This is a genomic window from Tropicimonas isoalkanivorans (assembly GCF_900112335.1).
GTDB classification, from domain to species: domain Bacteria; phylum Pseudomonadota; class Alphaproteobacteria; order Rhodobacterales; family Rhodobacteraceae; genus Tropicimonas; species Tropicimonas isoalkanivorans.
Window position 1 is genome coordinate 1 of sequence record NZ_FOLG01000029.1, and the last position, 16315, is coordinate 16315.

At 62.3% G+C, this 16315-nt stretch carries 16 protein-coding genes and 2 pseudogenes; 13 read left to right on the top strand and 5 right to left on the bottom strand.

The features are described 5' to 3' along the window. Positions 1–40: 40 nt before the first annotated feature. A complete protein-coding gene (locus BM075_RS24570; protein WP_177208466.1) occupies positions 41–217 on the bottom strand; it encodes a hypothetical protein in 177 nt (58 codons plus the stop codon). A gap of 232 nt (positions 218–449) precedes the next feature. Here BM075_RS24570 and BM075_RS23235 point away from each other — a divergent pair, with 232 nt between their 5' ends. Further along, on the top strand, positions 450–2558 hold the full coding sequence (locus BM075_RS23235; protein WP_093363014.1) for a catalase: 2109 nt from the start codon (positions 450–452) through the stop codon (positions 2556–2558). Positions 2559–2578: 20 nt separating this feature from the next. Here the strand turns inward: BM075_RS23235 and BM075_RS23240 are convergent, their stop codons facing one another. From BM075_RS23240 to BM075_RS23250, 3 genes are all read right to left on the bottom strand, one after another. Then, complete coding sequence (locus tag BM075_RS23240; RefSeq protein ID WP_093363015.1) at positions 2579–3355, bottom strand: hypothetical protein; 777 nt, start codon at positions 3353–3355, stop codon at positions 2579–2581. A gap of 70 nt (positions 3356–3425) precedes the next feature. Continuing rightward, complete coding sequence (locus BM075_RS23245) at positions 3426–4667, bottom strand: cation:proton antiporter (RefSeq protein WP_093363016.1); 1242 nt, start codon at positions 4665–4667, stop codon at positions 3426–3428. 1 nt (position 4668) lies between these two features. After that, positions 4669–5184: a DUF421 domain-containing protein gene (locus BM075_RS23250; RefSeq protein ID WP_093363017.1), complete on the bottom strand. Its 516-nt coding sequence runs from the start codon at positions 5182–5184 to the stop codon at positions 4669–4671. A 167-nt stretch (positions 5185–5351) separates the two neighbouring features. Between BM075_RS23250 and BM075_RS23255 the strand changes: the two genes are divergently transcribed. From BM075_RS23255 to BM075_RS23310, 12 genes and pseudogenes are all read left to right on the top strand, one after another. Next, positions 5352–5795 carry an MgtC/SapB family protein gene (locus BM075_RS23255; protein WP_093363018.1) on the top strand — a complete coding sequence of 148 codons (444 nt, stop codon included), beginning with the start codon at positions 5352–5354 and terminating at the stop codon, positions 5793–5795. A 10-nt stretch (positions 5796–5805) separates the two neighbouring features. After that, positions 5806–6543 carry a Crp/Fnr family transcriptional regulator gene (locus BM075_RS23260; protein ID WP_093363019.1) on the top strand — a complete coding sequence of 246 codons (738 nt, stop codon included), beginning with the start codon at positions 5806–5808 and terminating at the stop codon, positions 6541–6543. Between the two features lie 199 nt (positions 6544–6742). Then, a complete protein-coding gene (locus tag BM075_RS23265) occupies positions 6743–8200 on the top strand; it encodes a glycosyltransferase family 2 protein (RefSeq protein WP_143089943.1) in 1458 nt (485 codons plus the stop codon). After that, entirely contained in the window at positions 8197–9165 is a 969-nt protein-coding gene (locus BM075_RS23270; protein ID WP_093363021.1) for a glycosyltransferase family 2 protein, read from the top strand. The genes BM075_RS23265 and BM075_RS23270 overlap by 4 nt, the downstream gene beginning before the upstream one ends. Next, positions 9162–10217 carry a glycosyltransferase gene (locus tag BM075_RS23275; RefSeq protein ID WP_093363022.1) on the top strand — a complete coding sequence of 352 codons (1056 nt, stop codon included), beginning with the start codon at positions 9162–9164 and terminating at the stop codon, positions 10215–10217. Before BM075_RS23270 ends, BM075_RS23275 begins: the two co-directional genes overlap by 4 nt. Then, positions 10214–11311 (top strand): acyl-CoA dehydrogenase family protein, encoded by a 1098-nt coding sequence (locus tag BM075_RS23280; RefSeq protein ID WP_093363023.1) that lies wholly within the window; start codon positions 10214–10216, stop codon positions 11309–11311. Before BM075_RS23275 ends, BM075_RS23280 begins: the two co-directional genes overlap by 4 nt. Beyond that, positions 11308–12012, top strand: coding sequence for a PIG-L deacetylase family protein (locus BM075_RS23285; RefSeq protein ID WP_093363024.1), 705 nt, complete (start codon positions 11308–11310; stop codon positions 12010–12012). The genes BM075_RS23280 and BM075_RS23285 overlap by 4 nt, the downstream gene beginning before the upstream one ends. After that, a complete protein-coding gene (locus tag BM075_RS23290; RefSeq protein WP_093363025.1) occupies positions 12012–12575 on the top strand; it encodes an SAM-dependent methyltransferase in 564 nt (187 codons plus the stop codon). The genes BM075_RS23285 and BM075_RS23290 overlap by 1 nt, the downstream gene beginning before the upstream one ends. After that, a complete protein-coding gene (locus tag BM075_RS23295; protein WP_093363026.1) occupies positions 12572–13678 on the top strand; it encodes a glycosyltransferase family 2 protein in 1107 nt (368 codons plus the stop codon). Before BM075_RS23290 ends, BM075_RS23295 begins: the two co-directional genes overlap by 4 nt. 1 nt (position 13679) lies before the next feature. Further along, complete coding sequence (locus BM075_RS23300; protein WP_093363027.1) at positions 13680–14168, top strand: YciE/YciF ferroxidase family protein; 489 nt, start codon at positions 13680–13682, stop codon at positions 14166–14168. 150 nt (positions 14169–14318) lie between these two features. Beyond that, a pseudogene (locus BM075_RS23305) lies at positions 14319–14828 on the top strand (ISKra4 family transposase); the annotation flags it as partial. A 71-nt stretch (positions 14829–14899) separates the two neighbouring features. Next, positions 14900–15657 (top strand): IS5 family transposase gene (locus tag BM075_RS23310; RefSeq protein WP_093363028.1). Its coding sequence is split into 2 segments (ribosomal slippage): positions 14900–15236 and positions 15236–15657, totalling 759 coding nucleotides; the frame shifts between segments, so codons are not numbered across the junction. A gap of 181 nt (positions 15658–15838) precedes the next feature. Here BM075_RS23310 and BM075_RS24575 read toward each other — a convergent pair. Then, positions 15839–16315, bottom strand: a pseudogene (locus BM075_RS24575) (N-acetylneuraminate epimerase); the annotation flags it as partial.

Genomic DNA, 16315 nt, shown 5'->3' on the forward strand with positions numbered 1-16315 from the left:
TCTTGTAGCTTGGGGGTGTCGGTCTGCTCATGCCAACCAGCTACCATGCTGGATTCACGAGATGAATCCCCAACCCGATTTGCGCAACAGAGCCCATGTGACCGCCCCGAGCCACCGTCTGTGCGACCCGCATTTCCAGTGCAGCAAGCCAAACCTGCAAATCCGGCACCACCGGTTCAAGATTGACGGCACAGAGGTCGATCGAGACAAATTCCATGGATTTTTCCAGTTTGGAAGGAGGGTGGGCGGTCTGGCAGATCTTCCGACGCTCGAGACAAGCTCGGACGTTCGTTTGAGGTCACAGACGGCTTTCAATCAGATTGGTAGGCATGACTTTACGTCTCGTCGCATCAATCTAGATGGAAGCTATGGAATATTAACCGGCGTAGGATCTGCTTTGGTCGATATTAGCCTGTCTGCGCGCGCACCAATCCCTTGGAGAAACACAAATGTCTGAAAAATCACCGCAATTTCGTCCCTCAATCGAAACGCAGAAATCAAATGAGACGACTGAGCGTCCCGAAAAAACGGGGCAAGGCGGCGAAACGCATCAGCAGTCATCCGATGGCGCGCGTTTGACCACAGCGCAGGGTGTGCCGGTTTCGGACAATCAGAACACGTTGAAAGCGGGGCCGCGGGGTCCAGCCTTGCTCGAGGACTTCCATTTCCGCGAGAAGATGTTTCATTTCGACCACGAGCGTATCCCCGAGCGGGTGGTGCATGCCCGGGGCTATGGCGCGCGCGGATATTTCGAGACAACCGACGCGATCCCGGAGCTTACGTCCGCGCATCTTTTGCAGGAGAAGGGCCGCAAGGTGCCGGCATTCGTCCGGTTCTCGACCGTGGCGGGCAACAAGGGGTCGATGGATCTGGCCCGCGATGCACGCGGATTTGCCGTGAAACTCTATACCGAGGAAGGCAACTGGGACATCGTCGGCAACAACATCCCGGTGTTCTTCATCCAGGACGCGATGAAGTTTCCCGATCTGGTGCATTCGGTCAAGGAAGCGCCTGATCGCGCCTTTCCACAGGCGCAATCGGCGCATGACAACTTCTGGGATTTCATCTCGCTCATGCCCGAAGCCATGCACATGGTCATGTGGACCATGTCGGACCGGGGCATTCCGCGGTCGTTCCGGTTCATGGAGGGGTTCGGAGTTCACACATTCCGCTTCGTCAACGCGGAGGGGGAGAGCCATTTCGTCAAGTTCCACTGGAAACCCAAGCAGGGTCTGCAATCGGTCCTGTGGGACGAGGCGGTCAAGATCAATGGCGCCGATCCCGACTTTCACCGACGCGACCTGTGGGGAGCCATTCAAGCGGGCGATTTCCCGGAATGGGAACTGGGCGTGCAGGTGTTTGACGACGCCTTTGCCGACACGTTCGACTTCGATGTGCTGGATGCGACCAAGTTGATCCCCGAAGAGGACGTGCCCGTGCGTATAATCGGGCGGCTTGTGCTGGACAGCGTGGTCGACAACTTCTTTGCCGAGACGGAACAGGTCGCGTTTTGCACCCAGAACATCGTGCCGGGCGTCGACTTTACCAACGACCCGCTGCTGCAGGGGCGGAATTTCTCCTATCTCGACACACAAATCAAACGTCTGGGTGGTCCAAACTTTACCCATATCCCCGTCAATGCGCCGAAATGTCCCTTTGCGCATTTCCAGCAGGACGGACACATGGCGATGTACAACCCGGCTGGGCGCGCCAATTATGAGCCCAACAGCTGGAAGGATGGCGGCCCGCGGGCAGATGCGGAAGGCGGGTTCACCACCTATCCCGAAGCGATTGAGGGCGAGAAACGGAAGGTTCGTGCGGAGCTGTTCGCGGACCATTACAGTCAGGCCCGCCAGTTCTATCAAAGCCAGACAGAGGTGGAGCAGGGCCACATTGCCGACGCGCTCATCTTCGAACTGTCGAAATGCGAGGTGCTGGATATCCGCAAGCGTGTCGTAGCCCACTTGCCAAATATCGATACGGATCTTGCTCAGACTGTCTCGGATGGGCTGGGTTTTGACGAAATGCCGGAACCGGATGCGCCGCGGCGCGATATGGTTGAAGGGCTCAAGCCATCGGATGCGCTGTCGATCCTCAAGAACGGACCGGATAGCTTCAAGGGTCGGAAACTTGGCATCCTTGTAACCGACGGTATCGATGGGGGCCTGCTCGCCTCATTGCAACAGGCGGTGAAAGACGTGGGCGGCATGGTGGAAATCATCGCCCCCACGATCGGCGGCATCAAGACGTCCGACGGTAAAAGCGTGTCGGCGGATCAGAAAATAGATGGCGGGCCGTCCGTGCTCTACGATGCTGTCGCTGTGATGGCACCGGCAGACGGGGTAAAAAAGCTGGCAACCATGCATCCGGCCAAGGGATTTGCCGCCGACGCGTTCGCGCATGCGAAGTTCATCGCGCTCACCGGCGAGGCCGAGAAGCTGTTTCATGCGGCAGGGGTTGACGATTTTGACGACGGCGTATTCCGACTCGAGGGCAAGGACGACTGTGCGGATTTCATCCAGGCTTGCGGGAAAATGAGGTTTTGGCAGCGCGGATAATCTACTTTTATACTGTCGGATCACGGCATATGGCGGGCGGAGAAATCCCTGAGCCATTCCTGCAGCTTTGATGAGACGTCGGGTCCGGAATATTGCCGGAAATAAGGCAGTGCCCGGGCTAGATGTGCCCAGTCTGTCTCCGCGTCATCAAGCCTATGGGCAAGCACTTCTGTCAGTCTCTCCGGAACCCTCATTTCTTGATCCTGATGACTGAAAAATAGCGCAAAGGGAGCGGCGTTCAATTCGGCGGTCAATCCTGCTAAATCTTTCAAAAGCAAGATGTTATCGTCCTCGGCGGCGTGAAGATATAGTAGAAGCTTGCGCCCGTGGACGACCGTTTGAGTGGTCGTCACGACAAAGCTCACGCCGAGCGTCAGGACAACCATGCCATTCACACCGACCACCACACCTAAAAGTGAGATACTCGACGTCGCAGGCGATGTCGTGCCACCTCCAACCGTCGAGAGGAGATGACCGACGTGTGATATGAATCCGACCGGGCTTGCCGGCAACCCGCTGCTCTGGTCTACAACTGACCCTGTGATGCCGTAAAAGATCATTGCCCAAGACAGATTTACGCCCAGGATCCACCATGTGGCCACGGTTGTCACGACCAGCGGGCCGATGATCTTGTGCTTGATGTCTGTGTCAGGCAATTGCCTGAACAGGCGGAACGCGGTCCGGGCCACACGTATCGCAATCGGGCTGCTATCGTTCGTCCCGACCGTCGTGATCAGGAAATCCGTCATGGTAACGATCAGACATATGGCTCCGAGAAGTCCGATGAACAGCGACATGGCGGCCCTTTCCTGCTTTCATGAGCATTCCGAGCAAAATTCACGGCACCTGCATGGGGTTCCGTGATCCTTAGCGACCGATCTTTTCCATGCTCCACCCCACCGAGAAACCGTGCAGGACGGTCGACAGGAAAATCGTCAGCGCGGTGATGATCCACAGGTCAGAGAGATGCGGCAGATCGGCATGGCTGGTCGCATAGGCGAGATAATAGATCGACCCGATCCCGCGCACCCCGTAGACGGCAACCACCGCCCGGTCGGAACGGGCCAACGTGCTTGCCGCCAGGGATAGCCATCCCGCCAGCGGGCGCAGCACCACGATCAGCAGCACCGCGATGGCGACATGGTTCCAGGTCAGGTCCGCTGCAAGAGCGGGGAGCAGCCCACCCAGGGCAATCAGCAAAAGCGCCGTCAGGGCGTGTTCGATGGATTCCGAGAAATCGTGCAGCTGCCGATGATAACGGTGTTCGCTCTCGATACGCCTCAGCGACAGGCCCATGACGGCCACGGCGATGAAACCGTAGCCCTCGATCAGTTCGGTGGAGCCATAGCACAGGAACACCCCGGCAATCGCGATCACCCCCGATCCGGTGTCAGCCAGCCGCGTTTCCTTTGGCAGGTTGAACAGGATCTGGCCCAGCAGCCAACCCCCGGCCCAGCCCATCGCGGCCCCGATGAAAATCCGGTAAATCACGTCTTCCAGCAGCCAGCGCAGGCCCCAGTCGCCGGGGGCCAGACCCTGTGCGATGACGATCAGGCCGAGGTAGACGAAGGGAAAGGCCAGCCCGTCGTTCAGCGCGGCCTCCGTAGTCAGGGCAAACCGCACCGGATGCTCCTTTCCCTCCTGCGGCGGCGCGATCTGCACATCGGCGGCGAGAACCGGGTCGGTCGGAGCCAATACGGCGGCCAGCAGAAGCGCGGCGCCGGCGGTCAGACCACCCAGAACCACGCCCAAGAGCGCGACCGCCGCGATTGTCAGGGGCATCCCGATCACGAGCAGCCGCAGCGTCGGTCCCCATTTCCGCGGCGGACCGAGGCTGTCGACCCGCATTCCGGCGGCGAAGAGCGCGACGATGACGGTGATTTCCGCCACGACCTCCCACAGCAGGGGGGCGCTGCGCGGGTCGGGAGGTGCGGGCAGGCCGGGGACCGTGAGGACCGCCGCGGCCCCGAGCAGGATCATCAGCGGGGCGGCCGCCGGTTCCCGCGAGGAGACCAGCCGCGGAAACCAGCGCGCCAGGATCACGATGCATCCCGCCACCGCGAGGGTCAGGTGATAGGTGCTGAATTCGAAGAAGGCATCGGTTTCCATTTCAGGCGTCGGCAACCTTCTTGAACAGGGCCTCGTCCACATGATCGCCGTGCAGCACCGAGATATCGCCGGTTGTCTCCAGCACCACGGCACGAACGGATGAGAAATCAAGCGCATTGGCCTCCCGCAACTTTGCGATCAAGTCTTCCTCGGCAACACGCGTCGCGCGCAAGGCATCGTGCAGGATGACGCCGTCCTTCATCAGCAGGACCGGCGTATTCTGAACCAGCGCGTCGAGTCGCGGCGACCAGCGTCGCAGCCGCGAGACGCCATACTGGACGGCAAAGAGGCTGGCCATCGCCGTCAGCGTCTGAAGAAATCCCGTCCATTCCTGCGACTGAGACGCCCCGGCCAGAAGCGAGCCCATGGCAACAGTCATGACGAAGTCGAAATTCGTCATTTTCGAGAATGATCGCAATCCGACTACGCGGACCAGCAGGATGATCCAGGCAATGCCGACCGCGCTCAGCAGGACACCCTTGGCAAGGGCATCAATGACGGATCCGTCAAAAAACATCCGTGTTTCCTCCTGTCGGAAAGGTCTCTTTTCATCGGGGGGCGCCGGTCCGACATGCGACCATAGCCGTATGCCGCATACCGTTTCTCAATGCAGATTAAACCCGATACTTACAAATACAGCTAAAGAAAGCTGATGACGACAATTTGAGGAGTAAGTTTTCGATAATGGTCGATTTCAATGAGTTCATACTCCGCGTCCTGTTTTCCGGCGCATGCGGATTGGTCGTCGGGCTTGATCGTGAGATCAAGGGAAAGCCGCTGGGTGCCGGAGTTTACGTCCTGGTCGCCATTGGCTCTGCCGCCTTGATGGCAGTCACCCTTAATTTTGCCCTGAGCGGTATGGCCGAGGATGAGGCCATGTCGATCGATCCCACCCGTTTGATCCAGGGTATTGTCGGAGGTATCGGTTTCCTCGGGGCGGGGGCGATCATGTCGCCGCGGGACAACGGGCGGCTGAAAGGGGTGCGCAGCGGGGCCGCCATCTGGGCGGTGGGGTCGATCGGCATCGCATGCGGGCTAGGTTACCTGAAGGAGGCGGCGTTCATCTCGGTGCTGATCTTCGTGGTTCTCAACCTCTTCGACTGGCTGCATATCCGGGGAAACAAATAAGGGAGCCGTCATGTCCAGCACATCCAGTTGCCTCGTCACCAAGCTGTCTCATTACGTCTCGCTGTCCCAGGCGGATTGCGCAAGGCTGGCCACCCTTGAAAAGGCAGAGCGCACATTCGATGCCGGACATGAGGTGTATCAGGGCGGTGACGAGAACAAGGACCTCTATGTCGTGAAACACGGCTGGGCCTTCAGCTATACCGATCTGCCCGATGGCCGCCGCCAGATCGTCAAGATCCATCATCCCGGCGACATCATCGGCTTTCCGGATGTCGCCCTGAAACATGTGACGACGACCTTGCGCACGGTCGAGGATGTATGCCTCTGCCCATTTCCGAAATCGTCGCTGGACGAGATCCTGCGCGAGTCTCCGAAGCTTTCAGCACTTTTGCTATCGATAGCACTTCGCGACCAGGTTGTTTTGATCGATCTTCTCCGCGCAATGGGCCGGATGAGTGCGCAGGAACGGGTCAGCTACATGTTGCTGGATCTCATATCCCGTCTCCGGATCACCAATCCGGGCATGACCGACACGATCCGCCTGCCGATGACGCAGAGCCAGATCGCTGATTACCTCGGCCTGACCAATGTCTACATCAGCAAGACCTTCATCCGGATGGAAGAGGATGGCTATATTCACCGCGATCAGAATCGGCTCCAGATCCTTCGGGAAGATGCGATGATCGAACTTACGGATTTCCATGATCGCTATGCCGACATGGATACCTCCTGGTTTCCGCACGACTGACCGCCGCGACGGAATTCAATCCAGTTGAAAGCATGGTTTGGCGGTGTCGCGCATCTTTGGCACACCCGCGTCGGCGATGAATCATCCGACGTGGGAACCAACGAGCAACGAAATTTGTTGGACCGTCGGTAGCGTCGAAATCTAACAAGCTACTGATCGAAAAATTTTATTGCTACTTAACTAACGCTTGGGGGCGAATGTGGAACTGCGGGCTGTCATCATCTGGGGAATACTCATTCTGTCTGCCGTCCTCCCGGCGGTCGGTCTGTTCCTCTGTGCGGTCATCATCGTGGTTCAGATCGGTTTGATGGGCCTTCGGCCATTTGTTGCCTGTCTGACCGCCCGGCTGGCGACGGGTCGGCAGGACTTCGCCAGCCCGCGTTTTTCAATCCATGTCGCGACCCATGCGGAACCGCCCCGGCTGGTGATCCGCACCCTGCAGGCCCTGCTGGATCAGGATTGGCCGTCGGATGCCTACGAGATCGTCGTGATGGACAACAACACCGCCGATCCCGCGCTGTGGAAGCCGGTGAAGAGGTTTTGCGCCGCGCATCCGGGCCGGATCGCCTTCCTGCACCGGACGGGTGTCAAGGGTGCCAAGGCCGGCGCGCTCAACATCGCGCTGGCGCATACGCGCGACGATGCGACCCATGTGGTCACCGTCGATGCGGATTACGTGGTCGACCGCGATTTCCTGCGCCGCGCGGCGGAGGCGCTGCACCGGACCGGGGCGGATTACGTGCAGTTTCCGCAATCCTATGTCGCCACGACGACCACCGCACCGGGCGTGGATGCCGAGCTTGAGGAATATTTCCGCACCAATGCCGCCGCCGCCGATGAGGCAGAGGCGGTGCTGTTGACCGGCACGCTCTGCGTGATTTCGAAGACTGCGCTGGTTTCCGTCGGCGGGTGGTCGGGCGCCACCACGACCGAGGATGCGGACCTGGGCGTGCGGCTTTGCCACGCGGGCTTCGCGGGCCGGTTCATCAACCGGGTCGTGGGCAAGGGGCTGCTGCCGCTGTCGCTGCGCGATCTCGAAAGGCAGCGCTATCGCTGGTGCAGCGGCAACGTCCAGATCCTGCTGCGGCATGGGCGGACGATCCTCACCCCCGCGGGCGAGTTCGAGCTGCACAAGCGGCTGGTGATCCTCACGCAACTGACTGCATGGTTCAGCCTCGCCCTCGTGCCTTTCGCGCTGCTGACGGTCTGGCTGCTGACCGGGCAGGGGCATACGGTCGCCGCCGCGCTGGCTGCGGTGGCCATCCTGCTCGCGCTTTGCGACATCGTTTCACGCGTCGTGGCGCGCGGGTTGCGCGACGGGCAGGCCCTTCCGGTCATCCTCCACGCGCTGGCCTGTCGCATCGCGCTGGCGCCGCAATCGGCTAAGGCGACCTTCGATGCGCTCGCGGGCTGCCGCCTGAAATTCGTGGTCACCGACAAATCGGGCGGCAAGGGCGCCGGTTCCCTGTCCATCTGTCACCTCATGGTTTTCCTCACCGCGCTCCTGCTGCTGCTCGGCGGGCACCCTGCGGAGCCGCTGATCCGCGCCGCGCTGCTGGCGCTCCTGCTGCCGTTGCCCGCCGCGCTGCTGACCGACAGGAGCCTGCGCGCCTATCGTGCCACCATCGCCTCACCTGTGAAGGAGGTTTCCGCATGACATCCGATCCGCTGGCCCCCCTGGTCGATATCGTCATCCCGACCTGGAACCGCGCTCATCTGATCGTCGGGGCCATCCGCGCGGCACTCGAACAAAGCTGGTGGAACATCCGCGTCACGGTGATCGACGACGCCAGCACCGACGCGACCGAAGACGCGGTGCGGTGCTTCCTGGCCGATCCGCGTTTCAACTACATCCGGCTGTCGCAGAACCTCGGCACCGCCAATGCCAAGAACGCGGGCCTGCTGCTGACCGCGGGCGATGCGGTCACCTTCCACGATTCCGACGACATCCCGCACCGCGACAAGGTTCTGCACCAGGTGCGCGTGTTGACCGCGCAGGATATCGGTGCCGACGACTGCCTGAACTGGCAACTGGCGGGCAAGGAAGCGGGGCAGCGGCTGGAGGTCAGCGCCGCGCTCACCCACCACGAACTGATCCTGCCGGACGGGCGGCGCGTCGAGATCCGGCGCGACCTGTCCCTGCTCGATGACGTGTTCCCGAACCTTCAGATGGGCGCGCAGGTGCCGGGGGAGTGGACGCACATCAACTCCGGCCTGTTCCGCGCGGATGTGTTCCGCCGTCTCGGCGGGTTCGAGGATTGCATCGAGGAGGACCGCGAGTTCCGCAACCGGCTGATCCTGAACGGCGAGATCGTCTGGATCGTGCCGGAACTGTTGCTGACCAAGATCGAGACGCCCGACAGCCTGACGCAATCGACGGTCTCGGATTACGACAGCGCCCGGCGCAGGGCGGACCGGCAGAAGGTCTGGGCCAAGGTCGAGGTGTGGTGGGAGAACGGCAGGGTGGCCCCGGTGCCGGTGGATATCCCGACCCTCGGCGTCAGCCATGTCAGCCGGCCCGACCTGCTGGCGCGGCGGGACATGCCGGTCACGCCCGCCACGTCGGCCCGGGTCGCGCAAGTCCTCGCCATCGTTCCTGCTACAGGGGTGGCCGCGCAATGAAGGCCTTTCACCAGGAGACAGCGCGCGCGCCCATGGGAATCGTCGATCCGTGCTCTGCCGCGGGTTACGACCTGCCCGACCTCGGGACCGGCGGTCTTGGCGGCACCGAAGCGACGGTGCTGCGGGTGGCCGCTGCACTCGGCTCCCGGTTCGAGATCACGCAGTATCAGCAGGGTCGCAGCAACAGGCACCTGTCCGAGGCAGGGACGTTGCGGCCCCTGCAAGACCTCGATGACGCGCAAAACCCCGCCGCCCTGATCGTCATCAACCGCTGGAAGGTGGCGATCAAGCTGCGCAAGCGGCATCCAGCCACGCCGATCTTTCTTTGGCTGCACGTCTATCCCGGCCGTCACAACCGCAAGATGGCCGCGGCGCTGAAGGCTGCCGGCATCACGGTGATCTGCGTGTCCGAAACGCACGCCCGTGCGCTTGCGGGGTTTCTCGGGGCGGAGGATGTGCCGCCCATCCGGGTGATCTACGATCCGCTCGATGACGATCTGCACCCCGACGCCACGCCCCGCGATCCCGACCGGCTGCTCTTTGCCAGTTCGCCCCACAAGGGGTTGGCCGAGGTGTTCGAACAATTCGCCGCCCTGCGCAGTGACCTTCCGAACCTGACCCTTGCCGTGGCCGATCCGGGCTATCTGCGCTGGGATACCGGGCCGGTGCCCGAGGGCGTGGTTTTTCTGGGATCCCTGTCCCATGGGGCGCTCATCCGGCAGATGCGCCGTGCGCTCTGCCTGTTCTATCCCCAGACGACATTTGCCGAGACCTTCGGCCTGGTGCTGGCCGAGGCCAATGCGGTCGGCACGCCGGTGCTGGTGCATGATGGGCTGGGTGCCAATGCGGAAATCGTGGCGGATGCCACGCAGCGCGTGGATGGCCATGACCCGGCGCAGATCCTTGGGCGCATTCAGGCGTGGCGGCGTGCGCCAACGCAGGTCACCGCCAATCCCGCCTTCCGGCTGGGCCGGGTCACCGGGGACTGGGTGCAGCTGCTGGAACACGCCGCTGCAAGGCATGCTGAGATGGAGATGGTAAAGAGCACATGACAGCTTCCAGACCCCTTGCCGAGTTGCCGCCTTCGACCACCGCCGGGCCGGTGCCGTCCGATGTCGCGGTGGCCCTGCGGGCCGCCGCCGCAGAAGAGGAACGCGGCGCGCGCCCGATCGGCCGCTCCATCGATCTGCTGCGACAGGCGGACCTTCTGACCGATGACGGCGCGACCGATCCCGCCCGCACCGCCCGGGTGCTGATGCAGGTGGGCGCTGCGAACCTCGGCGTCGGGAGGCTGTTCGAAGGGCATGTCAACGCGCTGCACCTGGTCCGCCTTTATGGAACGAAGGTGCAAGAGGCGCGGGTCGACCGCCAGATCGCCGAGGGTGCCCTGCTGGGCGTCTGGGGGGCCGATGGCGCGACGCCGGTGACGCTGGATGCCACGGGGCAGCGTTTGCAGGGCGGCAAGTGCTATGCCTCGGGGCTGGGCACCGTGACCCATGCGCTGGTCACTGTCGATTCCGGTCCCGAGGTGCGGCTGGCGCTGGTCGATGTGACGGACGCCGCCCCCGCGGACCCGTCCGCATGGGACATGCAGGGGATGCGGGCGACTGCCTCGGGCAGCTTTGATTTCACCGGCCTGCCGGTCGACAGGATCGAATGGATCGGCGACTCCGGCGATTACCTGAAGGAGCCGCATTTCGTCGGCGGTGTTTGGCGGATCGCGGCCTTGCAGGCCGGCGCTACCGTCGGCCTGCTGGACGTGGCCGCGACAGAGCTTCGCGCCGCAGGCCGCATGGGGGCAGAGGCCCAGAGGGGCCGGCTGATGGATGTGCTGATGCGGACATGGGCCGGCATGGCCCTGACCGAGCGCGCCGCCGAAGCCGCTGCCGATCGCCACATCGCGCCGGACGACATCGTTACCACCTCCATCGCGGCCCGGCTCTTTACCGAGGAGGTCGGGCTCGATGCCATCCGGGCCGTCGAGCAGAGCATCGGCTTGCGGCATTTCGAGGCCGGTTCCGAGACCGGACGCATGGCCCGCGATCTGGCGGTCTATCTGCGGCAGGCCGCGCGGGATGCGTTCCTGCAACGCGCGGCGCAGACGGCTCTCGGGGAAGACGGGCGCATCTGGGGAGTGTTCGGATGAATGTCGCGCACCTCCCTTTATTGCCGGACGTGTTCGAGGGTCGCGAAAGCCTCGTCGTCTTGGCCCCGCATCCCGACGATGAATCCATCGGCTGCGGCGCACTTCTAGCGCGAGGTTTCGCAGGCGCCGGCGCGCATGTCATTTGCCTGACGGATGGCAGTGCGAGCCACCCCGGTTCTCGCCAATGGACGCCCCGGCGGCTGGCCCGCCAGCGACGTGCGGAGATGGTAGCGGCCATCGAATGTCTCGGCGGTTCCGCGCGCGATCTGACCTGGCTGGGCATGGCCGACAGCCGTCTCTATCAGGCCGATGCGACAGAGGTTGCCGCCAGGCTGGAACAGATCATCGAAGGTCATGGCGCGCGCCATGTCTTCGTGCCCGCCGCCGAGGATCACCACGAAGACCACCAGGCGACGGCGCGGTTCGCCGGCGCGTTGCGCCGCCGCCGCCCGGAGTGGGCGTTCTACAGCTATCCCGTCTGGTGCCGCTGGGACGATCCCGATTTCCGCCAGACCGCCACCCGTCACGCCCCAGTGTGCGTGCCCCCGGAGGACCTGCGCGACAGGAAACGCGCGGCAATCCATGCGCATCGAAGCCAACTGGGCAGGGTCGTCACCGATGATCCATCGGGCTTCATTCTTCCGGCAGGGTTCATCGAGAAATTCGTGACCGAAGACGAGATCTTCTGGAGGATGCCGTGATGGGTGTGGGCCGCGATCACCTGTACGCGCTTTATGCCGACACCTCGGACCCTTGGGATTTCGAGCACAGCGGTTACGAACAGGCCAAGTTCGCCGCGACGCGGGCGGCGCTGACGCGGCCCCGCTACGCCTCGGCCTTCGAGCTGGGCTGCGGCAACGGGCAGCTTGCACAGCATCTGGTGGACATCTGTGACCGCTATACCGGCATAGATGCGGTGGCCATCGCGATCGAGGCAGCGCGCCGTGCCGTGCCGGATGCCACCTTCATCCACGACTTTTACCCTTGTCCGCTGCCAAGGGGCGATTTCGACCTGCTGATCCTGTCCGAGATCCTCTATTTCCTCGATGAGAGCAGCTTGCGCACACTGGCATTGGATATCGCTAGCGCCTGGCCGAAGGCGGAGGTGCTCTGCGTGAGTTGGCTTGGCGAAACCGACCATGATTTGCAGGGCGAAGAGGCGCTGGCGATCTTCACGGCGGCGCTGGACACGCATGAGTTCGATTGCGTGGCGCAGACCGACGGGTATCGCATCGACCGCGGACTGGCGAAGGGCACGACATGACCCGCCCCGCCGCAAAAGACACCGCCATCGTCATCCCGGCCCGCAACGAGGAAGCCCGGATCGGTGCCTGTCTCACCGCCCTGGCCGGACAAGGCAACGCGGTGGTGATCCTGGTGCTCAACAACACCACCGACCGCACCGGCAGCGTGGCCCACGACATCGCCGCGCGGCATGACCTGGACCTGACGGTGCTGGAACGGACACTGCCTTCACGGGAGGGTGTCGGCACCGCCCGGCGGATCGGATGCGATCACGCCCTGCAGACCATGCCCGCGCTGCGCTACCTTTTGACCACCGACGCCGATTGCATCGTCGCCCCGGATTGGATCGCGCAGAACCTTGCCCACCTGAAGACGGCGGACGCTGTCTGCGGCAAGGTCGATCTGATCGCGGGCGAGGCAGATATCCTCGATGGCATGGACCCCCACCTCGCCGAACTGGAAGGCACCTATAGGGCCCTGGTGCAGGACATCTACGCCCGCCACGCGCCCGGATGTGCGGATATCGGCGACACCCACGGCGAAGCGGCGGGGGCGAGCCTCGGGTTCACACGCGCGGCCTATCTGGCAGGAGGCGGGTTCGCGCCCGTTCGTTGCGGCGAAGACCGCCGGATCGTCCGCGCGCTCCGCGCGGCGGGTTGCCGGGTCCGTCACGCCGACGATGTGACGGTGCAGGCCTCGTGCCGCCTGATCGGACGCGCGGCGGGGGGCATGTCCGACGCGCTGAAGGCGCGGATCGGGGGCCTAGATTACCTGATCGACGATTGCCTGCCGCCGGCGGACTGGCTGGTCACGCAGGCCAGCGGCAAGACGCTGGGCCCCTGGCCGCCGCAGGTGCCCGCCCGCTTCCGCCTGCATGTGCGGGATCTCCCGCAGCATATTGAAATACTGGAGAAGTTCAGGAATTCGGAGCGGCTGATATCCGCCTCGATAGCTTCGGCAGCAACGATGCCATGTTCCCACCTTGACACGCTGCTGCCGGGCAAGGGGTCAGCAAATGTCCCCGCTGGCCCCGGCATGCGGGCCTGTCCGGTCCCTGTGGATCGTCTGCCCGCACCCACTCAAACCAATGCGTCGGCACTGCCGACCGTGAAAGGAGCATAAGATGACAACGTTGAAAGACCTTTATATCGATGAACTACAGGATCTCTGGTCCGCAAACGACCAGATGTCGAAGGTGGTGTCGGCGATGGCCGACAAGGCATCCAACAGCAAGCTGGCCGACCGGTTGAGTTCGGCCAAGGACGGGATCGACCAGCATACCCGCCTTCTGAAATCCGTGCTCGAGGACACCGGTGCCGATGTGAAGAAAGAGCATTGCAAGGGTATGGAAGGGCTCGTGAAGGAGGCCCGGAAGCACGCGCTCGACAGTGACATGAGCGGTGCCGCGCTCGACGTGGCGATCATCGCGCAATACCAGCGCATGTGCCATTACGGCATCGCCGGGTTCGGCACGGCCAAGGCATTCGCCGAGGCACTCGGCAATGATGAGGCGGCGCGCAAGCTCGACGAAGCGTTGGACAACATCTACGGGTCCGACGATTTCATGACCGAGCTGGCCGAACGCTCGCGGAACGTGGATGCGATGGCCTGACGGATCTTGAAGTCCATTCCTTTCACCAAGCGGTTTCCTACTCGCGCTATCTGACGGCCGGAACCACGCCGTTCCTGAAAGGTTGGGGAGTGGGCAAAACCTGGTGGTCGACGTGGTAGGGTAAGGTTTCGGAACAAGGCGGGACCCACCATGGATGTAAGCATTTTTGTCGAGACGACGCTTGAAGATGGAGAAACCAAAAGGCGCAATATCGCTCGACTTAACCGTGCGCCGGACGAGTTTTGTTCCGAGAATTTGGGCCTTCTCCTCGACGACGCAAAAACCTTGTTGGGGCGGTTGCAGGAAGCGATTGTGCAAGATCAGGTCGGTGAAGCAATAGAGGCTCGTAGGAAATGCGATGGCTGTGCCGAACAACGCGCGATCCATGATGATCGAGGCCGAATTCTCGACACTCTTTTCGGGCGAATACAGGTGAAGTGGCCAAGGCTTCGACGCTGCTTATGCCAACCGGCTTGGACCGCGAAATCTGGGCCGCAGTCACCACTTGCCGGACTGTTCTCTGACCGTGCGACTCCCGAACTTCGGCGCCTGCAGGCTGAATTGGGGGCGAGGCACTCGTTTCGGGAAGCCGCTCGATTGATCGAAATGTTCCTGCCCTGTTCGGATCAGTCGAACACGACCGTTCGAAATCGCTTAGGCTCAGGACCCATTAATCGGCTTGCGGGGCCACTGGCGGCGTGATTCACGCTCTCCAACTATAGGAGGGTGTGGTGAGTAATCTTTTCTGGCTGAGCGACGAGCAGATGGCGCGTCTCGGGCCGTTCTTTCCGAAGAGCCATGGTCGTCCGCGCGTCGATGATCGTCGAGTTCTGAGCGGGATAATATTCATCAATCGCAATGGCTTGCGCTGGCGGGATGCACCGCAGGAATACGGTCCACCCAAAACGCTCTACAACCGCTGGAAGCGTTGGAGCGAGATGGGGGTGTTCGCCCGAATATTCGAGGGGCTGGCCGCCGAAGCGGTGGAGCCGACGACGATCATGATCGATGCGACCTACCTGAAAGCGCACCGCACGGCCTCAAGCCTGCGGAGTAAAAAGGGGGGTGCGGGCGCCTGATCGGTCGCACCAAGGGAGGGATGAACACCAAGCTCCACGCGGTAACCGACACGAAGGGACGCCCGATCAGGTTTTTCATGTCTGCTGGTCAGGTGAGTGATTACACTGGCGCGGCAGCCCTTCTGGGCGGTCTGCCAGCTGCGCAGTGGCTACTTGCTGACCGAGGCTATGATGCCGATTGGTTCCGCGAAGCCTTGCAGGACAAGGGGATCAGGGCCTGTATTCCAGGCCGCAAGGCGCGCAAGATCCCAGTCAAATACGACAAGCGGAGATACAAGCGGCGCAGCCGCATCGAGATCATGTTCGGCAGGCTTAAGGACTGGCGACGCGTAGCGACCCGCTACGACAGATGCCCGAAGGTCTTCCTCTCAGCCGTCGCTCTCGCCGCTACTGTGCTGTTCTGGTTATGAGTCCTGAGCCTAAAATAGACCGGGCTGCATACGGCCAAAGAGAGATCAAACCTGGCTACTTTGCAGCCGCACTTTCATAGAGTCAGCTCTCGATGACCATATGGCGTACGCGACGATGATGATCGACAGTCTCCCGGCTATGCCGACCTTGCTTTTCTGAACCGGGAAACTGCATCCAGGACTACTGGGTGGTGATGACGGCACCGTTCTCTACCGACAGCAGGAAAACGTCAGTCCGTGCATTGCGTTCCCCGTCTTCGCCGCCGACGATCAGCACACCTTCGGGCAGGCTGAAGCTCGCGCCATAGGCAAGACCTTCGGGAAGTTGCCCAATGAGGGTCCACTGGCCATCGGCCAACATGAACACATCGCTGTTCCAGGTCTTGGAGAGCCCGTCATGCGCGAACCAGTTTCCGCTGTCTGCGGCGTCGCGTGCGCCGGGGAAGTTCGCGCCGCCGGCAACAATCAGCGCGTCACCAACCAGACCTGCATAAGCACCAGCGACTCCTTCCTGCCGGGATCCGGAGTGGCCGGAGGGGAGCGGCGGTAGCTGATCCCACTCCGCAGCTTCGCCAGAGAAATCGACTGTTTTCGCCATATCGGTTCTCAAGCCCGGCTTCACTTCGCCGTTAATCAAGGCGATCTTGTCTCCGCCCAG